This window comes from Streptomyces hainanensis, assembly GCF_004348415.1.
Taxonomy (GTDB): domain Bacteria; phylum Actinomycetota; class Actinomycetes; order Streptomycetales; family Streptomycetaceae; genus Streptomyces; species Streptomyces hainanensis.
Genome location: NZ_SMKI01000491.1, coordinates 1 through 5,519, shown reverse-complemented (window position 1 = coordinate 5,519; position 5,519 = coordinate 1). Strand labels below are relative to the sequence as shown.

Here is a 5,519-nt window from a genome sequence, read left to right as displayed (position 1 = left end):
GGTGCCGGCGCCGCCCGGCGTCCGCCGGCTGGCCGACATCGCGACCGACATGCTCGACCAGAGCCCGGCGGCCGCGGCGGCGCTCGCCGACCCGGCCGAGCGGGCGCTGGTGCGGCACTGCGCGGCCTGGGATGGATCAAGATGCTCCAGCACCTCTACACTGAACGCCGCTACTTCGGCGTGGACCCGGGCCCCATCGACGCCGTCGCGGTGGCGCTGGCCTGCGGCGTCGAGGGACACCGCATCACCTCGCTCACCCAACTCGAAGAGGTGACACGCTCGTTCACCGAGCGGCCTCGACCCGTCTACCTGGACATCGAGGTGCCGCACCTCATCGACCACGTGCCGCCGGTCGCCGCCTGGGACGGCGGTCTCGCCGGCGCCGGCGAACGCCCCGTCTACTAGGAGGAGCACAGGATGGCCGACCAGCGGACCGGACCGGCTCCCCGCAACCGCTCCGAGACCGTGTACTGGACGCTGCGCAACGAGATAACGGACGGCGTGCTGCGCCCCAACGCGCCGCTCGTCGAGGACGAGATCGCCGTCCGGCTCGGCGTCTCCCGCACCCCGGTGCGGGAGAGCCTGCACCGCCTCGCCGCCGACGGCCTGATCGACAGCCACCGGCGGCGCTGGCTGGTGCACGAGCACACGCGCGACGAGATCGTGCAGATCTACGAGGTGCGGGCCGGCCTGGAGAGCCATGCGGCGCGGCTGGCCGCGCTGCGCGCCACGGATCCGCAGCGAGCCGAGATCGAGGGCTGGCGGCGGCGGATGACCGACACCGACCCGACGGTGCTCAGCGAGCGGGCCAACACCAACGACCTGTTCCACGACGCCATCTCGGGTGCCGGCGGCAACCCCCGGCTGCTCGCGGAGATCCGCGCCAACCGGCTGTTCCACTTCAACCGGCGGATCGCCGCCCTCTACAGCGACGCCGACCTCGACACCTCGTCCCGTCAGCACGCGGAACTGATCACCGTCGTGTGCGCGGGCGACGCCGACCGGGCGGCCGACATCGCCCGCGAACACGTCGAGTTCTCGCTTCAGCTCATCCTCAGGAAGCTGTTCTGAAGGCCGAGCGCGCCATCGCACGAACACCTACGACCGCGTCGCGGTGCCGCATTCGTCCGAAGCCGTCCGCTCGCTCATCGAGGTGCTCCGGTCGTACGGGTCGACCTCGGGCCCCGTGCCCGCCTCCGACTCCTCCGTGTCGAACGGAGGGGTCAGGTAGCCGGTGGAGAGGTCGCAACCCCCGTTGGTCATGTCGACCACGTACGAGACGAGGGAGAAGGTTCCCGGCTCGGTGATCACCAGCGAGGGGTCGTCCCAGCTCATCACCACCTCGCGCCGCACGATGGTGCGGACGACCTCGTCGCCGCCCGCCGCCGGCGCGACCGGGTACACGTACGTGACGTCACTGGTCACCTCCAGCGCGCCGCGCTCGCCCTCCCGGTACGTGATCCGGCCCCGGGTCCTGACCACGTCCCCGACGAGACGCGCCTGCGAGGTGTCGAACCGGCTGAACAGCATCAGCGGGTCGTTCTGCTCGCTCGGAGCGCTGAACGCCGTCTCCAGGAAGGTCCGGACATCCTGTTGGTGAGGGTTGATCAGCGCGATCGCCGCTTCGGGACGCTCGCCCCGCAGCACCCCCGGATCCAGACTTGCCGCGGCGAGGAAGTCCAGGCTCTGCTCCAGCGCCCCCTCCACCTGCGCCTGGCTCATCCAGCCGGTCGCCCCGGCCTCCGGCACCGTTATCCCGTCCGTGCCGCTCGACCAGCGAGCCGCGGGTGAGCCCCTGAACGGCTCATCGAGCGTGGGCTGTTGGGAACTCTCCGCGGGAGGCGCCTGGCTCGGGCGCTCCGACTCCGCCGCCAGCGGCGTCGCGGCCCCTTCGTCGTCGCCGAACCACCCGGCCAGCCGGCCCGGATCCAGCGCCACGGCCAGCAGTGCCACCGAAGCCAGCAGCCCGACCACGAACCAGCCCTTCCGCCGGCTGGGCCGGGCCGGCGAGTACGTCCGCCAGCCCTCCGGGTCCGGGGGCTGCTCCCGCAGCCGCCTCGTCACGACCCGGGCCCGCGCCGACGGCTCCCTGGGAGCGTCCGCCACACCGGTCATCGGATCCCGGAGGAACCGTTCCCACTCCTCGTCGGGCACTGACGAACCGCCCCGCTCCCCGTCAGCGTTCACACCGAACCCCCTGCTTCGTGAGCCGCTTCGCGCCCTCGCCCCCGGGGCGCGTTCCCTCTACCGACACAGCGGCCGCACGCCGCCTTCTCGGCGCAAGCACATTATCCTGCCGGGCCTGGACCGTTTACCGCGAGTGCTCGCGTTCGGGCGGCCTGAAGAGCGCCTTCGCGCAGTCCGAACGGTCTTCCTCCGCGATGGACCACCGCGCACGGCGACAAGGCCAAGGCCGGCGAGCGCGTCGGCGAGGTCGGCGCGACCGGCAACGTCACAGGACCGCACCTGCACTTCGAGGACCGCCCGGCGGCGGGTACGCGAACGACCGCGGGCCCACCTGGTGGGCCGAGCCACCCGGCGGTCGTGTCGCGTCACCAGATCGACGCGACACGACCCCCTACCGAGCCGTGAGACAGCGGGAAGCCGCTCAGCGCCTCGTCTCGTACCTGGTCAGAACCACGCCGCCGGGAAACGTCCGCGTCTCCACCAGGTTCAGGTTCACCCAGCTGTCCAACGCGGTGAAGAACGGCGTGCCCCCGCCCACCAGGACCGGGTGGACGACGATCACGTACTCGTCGATCAGCCCGGCGCGCATGGCGGCCCCGGCGAGCGTGGCGCCGCCGATGGTCATGGGGCCGCCGTCCTCGGCCTTGAGCCGGGTGATCTCGGCGATCGCGTCGCCGGTGACCAGACGGGTGTTCCAGTCGACCTTGTCGATCGTCGAGGAGAACACCACCTTCGGCGTGTCCCGCCAGTTCCGCGCGAACTCGATCTCCGCCGGGGTGGCGTTGGGCTGCTGGTCGCCGGTCGGCCAGTAGGAGCTCATCGTCTCCCACAGCTTGCGCCCGTACAGCGACAGGCCACTCGCCTGCTCGTGGTCGAGCCACCGCTGGAACAGCTCCTCGCTCGGCGGCCCGCCCCAGCTGATGTCTTCGCCGGCCGCGCTGATATAGCCGTCCAGGGTCAGGTTCATGCCGTAGATCAGTTTGCGCATGGCTCAGCCTTCCGTCCGTGGGAGTACGGCGTACGGACCAGCGCGGCGCGGGAAACTCATCGGTGCGCGATCGGGGATCACCGGAAGACATGGCCGTGAGACAGCGGGGTTCGTCGGGGGGTGTCGGGGTGCGGCCCGATCAACCGGCAGGCGCCGTCGACCCACCAGGGGCGCACCGCGCCGCCGCCGTCGGTGAGTTCGACGTCGAGTGCCGCTGCGGCGTCGGCGAGGGGGCTCCACGGGATGGAGCCCACGCCCTGGTCGGGGTCGGCCAACAGCCGGAATCACGCCGTGCACGGCACCTTGCCCATGCAGTGCGCAAGGCACCGCGCGAACGTGCGCACCTGCCCGAAGAGTTCTTCGTCCCGTTGCCGGCCGCAGCCGTCTACGACCACGCCTTCGGGCGCCGCCGAGTCATGGCCGCACTACGAGAACCAGGAGGGTCCGGCGTTGACGTACGGAGCCTCCAGGGTCGCCGCTTCCTCGTCCGACAGCTGGAGGTCGAGGGCCTCCGCGGCCTGCTGGAGGTGGTGGCGTTCGGTGGCCCCGACGATGGGGGCGGAGACCAGTGGATTACGCAGTACCCAGGCCAGCGCGACCTGCGCCATGGTCACGCCGCGGGCTTCGGCTACCTGCTGCACGGCGTCGATGACGGGTTCGTCGTGCGGGGCGTCGAAGGCCCGCACGACGTGGTCGGTGCGGGAGCGGGTGCTCTGTTCGCCGGCGGGGCGCGCGAGGCGGCCCTTGCCGTTGGGTGAGTAGGGGACCAGTCCGACGCCCATGTCGCCGCACATGGCCATGAGTTCGGGCTCGTCCTGGCGGCGCAGCAGGTTGTACTGGTTCTGCATGGACCCGAAGCGGGTCCATCCGCCGAGGTCGGCGGCGTGCTGGAGCTTGGCGAACTGCCAGGCGTACATCGAGGAGGCGCCGAGGTAGCGGACCTTGCCGGCCTTGACGACGTCGTGCAGCGCCTCCATGGTCTCCTCGACGGGGGTGTCGTCGTCGTAGCGGTGGATCTGGTAGAGGTCGACGTAGTCGGTGCCGAGCCGGGCCAGGGAGGCGTCGACCTGTTCGAGGATCGCCTTGCGGGACAGGCCCTCGCCGCCGGGGCCGTCGTGCGTCTTCCCGCGGACCTTGGTGGCCAGCACGATGTCCTCGCGCCGGGAGTACTCGCGGACGGCGCGGCCGGTGATCTCCTCGGAGGTGCCGGCCTGGTAGACGTTGGCGGTGTCCCAGAAGGTGATGCCCAGTTCCACGGCTCGGCGGAAGAACGGTCCGGCCTTGTCCTCGGCCAGTGCCCAGGGGTGGGCGCCGGGGACGGTGGGGTCGCCGTAGCTCATGCACCCCAGTGCGAGGCGGCTGACCTTCAGGCCGGTGGTGCCGAGACGGACGTACTCCATGATGACGCTCCTCACAGGTCGCGGGGGCCCGCCGGGCCGGGCCGTGTCTGTTCCGCAGCACCCGGGTGGCGCGGTGGGCGTCGTCCGACGCCTGGGGGTGCTACGCCGGCGTCAGTGGCTGGTGTAGCCGCCGTCGACGGGCAGGGCGACGCCGACGACGAAGCTGGCGGCGGGGCCGCACAGCCACACGACGGCGGCGGCGACCTCTTCGGCCTTGCCGAGGCGGCCGATGGGCTGTTGCCTGATGATCTCGGCCATGGCCTCGGCCTGGCCTTCGAGCATGTCGGCGACCATCGGGGTGTCGATGACGCCGGGGCAGACGGCGTTGATGCGGATGCCCCTCGGGGCGTACTCGACCGCGGCGCTCTTGGTCAGGCCGATCACGCCGTGCTTGGAGGCGTGGTAGGCGGCGCGCTCGGGCAGGCCGACCAGGCCGCCGAGGGAGGAGCAGTTGACGATCGCGCCGGAGCCCTGCGTGCGCATCTGGCGCAGCTCGTGCTTCTGGGCGGCCCACACGCCGCGCAGGTTGACGGCGTTGACGCGGTCGAACTCCTCGGCGCTCTCGTCGGCGGCGTCGGAGGGCGGGGCCTGGATACCGGCGTTGTTGAACGCCATGTCCAGGCGGCCGAAGGCTTCCACCGCGCGGTCGACCGCGCGGGCGGCCTGGTCCTCGTCGGTGACGTCGCACCCGACGCCGATGGCCTGGTGGCCGGCGTCGGCGAGTTCCTGGGCGGCCTTGTCCACGGCGGCCTTGTTGATGTCGGCCAGGACGACGGCGGCACCGGCCTGGGCGAAGGCGCGGGCGGCGGCCAGGCCCATGCCGGAGGCCGCGCCGGTGACCAGGGCGACCTGGCCTTCGAAGTCGTAACGCGGGTTCATGGGAAAGGTGTCCAATCTTCGGGCCGGTGCGGGTGCCGCCCGGGCGAGGACGGAAGGGGTAGGGG

7 protein-coding genes and 1 pseudogene are annotated in these 5,519 nt (G+C 71.7%); 3 read left to right on the top strand and 5 right to left on the bottom strand.

Annotated elements, in window-relative coordinates; genetic code table 11:
- The first annotated feature begins 141 nt into the window (after positions 1–141).
- Positions 142–405, top strand: coding sequence for a thiamine pyrophosphate-dependent enzyme (locus E1283_RS30860; RefSeq protein ID WP_165956307.1), 264 nt, complete (start codon positions 142–144; stop codon positions 403–405).
- 12 nt (positions 406–417) lie between these two features.
- On the top strand, positions 418–1,071 hold the full coding sequence (locus tag E1283_RS30855) for a GntR family transcriptional regulator (RefSeq protein ID WP_132821472.1): 654 nt from the start codon (positions 418–420) through the stop codon (positions 1,069–1,071).
- Between the two features lie 27 nt (positions 1,072–1,098).
- Here the strand turns inward: E1283_RS30855 and E1283_RS30850 are convergent, their stop codons facing one another.
- On the bottom strand, positions 1,099–2,187 hold the full coding sequence (locus E1283_RS30850) for a hypothetical protein (RefSeq protein WP_425086259.1): 1,089 nt from the start codon (positions 2,185–2,187) through the stop codon (positions 1,099–1,101).
- A 246-nt stretch (positions 2,188–2,433) separates the two neighbouring features.
- Here E1283_RS30850 and E1283_RS40045 point away from each other — a divergent pair.
- Positions 2,434–2,592 (top strand): annotated as a pseudogene (locus tag E1283_RS40045) (hypothetical protein); the annotation flags it as partial.
- A gap of 16 nt (positions 2,593–2,608) precedes the next feature.
- Here E1283_RS40045 and E1283_RS30840 read toward each other — a convergent pair.
- The 4 genes from E1283_RS30840 to E1283_RS30825 all read right to left on the bottom strand — a co-directional run bounded on the left by E1283_RS30840 (position 2,609) and on the right by E1283_RS30825 (position 5,454).
- Positions 2,609–3,175, bottom strand: a complete 567-nt coding sequence (locus tag E1283_RS30840) for a dihydrofolate reductase family protein (RefSeq protein ID WP_132821471.1) — start codon at positions 3,173–3,175, stop codon at positions 2,609–2,611.
- Between the two features lie 77 nt (positions 3,176–3,252).
- On the bottom strand, positions 3,253–3,450 hold the full coding sequence (locus E1283_RS30835; RefSeq protein ID WP_132821470.1) for a hypothetical protein: 198 nt from the start codon (positions 3,448–3,450) through the stop codon (positions 3,253–3,255).
- Positions 3,451–3,600: 150 nt separating this feature from the next.
- Positions 3,601–4,575, bottom strand: coding sequence for an aldo/keto reductase (locus tag E1283_RS30830; protein ID WP_132821469.1), 975 nt, complete (start codon positions 4,573–4,575; stop codon positions 3,601–3,603).
- A 111-nt stretch (positions 4,576–4,686) separates the two neighbouring features.
- Entirely contained in the window at positions 4,687–5,454 is a 768-nt protein-coding gene (locus E1283_RS30825) for a glucose 1-dehydrogenase (RefSeq protein ID WP_132821468.1), read from the bottom strand.
- Between the last annotated feature and the right edge of the window lie 65 nt (positions 5,455–5,519).

What these genes read in the sequence shown, in the direction of transcription:
- E1283_RS30830 (WP_132821469.1), bottom strand. Translation starts at nt 4,575, where the DNA reads ATGGAGTACGTCCGTCTCGGCACCACCGGCCTGAAGGTCAGCCGCCTC.
- E1283_RS30825 (WP_132821468.1), bottom strand. Translation starts at nt 5,454, where the DNA reads ATGAACCCGCGTTACGACTTCGAAGGCCAGGTCGCCCTGGTCACCGGC.
- E1283_RS30860 (WP_165956307.1), top strand. Translation starts at nt 142, where the DNA reads ATGCTCCAGCACCTCTACACTGAACGCCGCTACTTCGGCGTGGACCCG.
- E1283_RS30840 (WP_132821471.1), bottom strand. Translation starts at nt 3,175, where the DNA reads ATGCGCAAACTGATCTACGGCATGAACCTGACCCTGGACGGCTATATC.
- E1283_RS30855 (WP_132821472.1), top strand. Translation starts at nt 418, where the DNA reads ATGGCCGACCAGCGGACCGGACCGGCTCCCCGCAACCGCTCCGAGACC.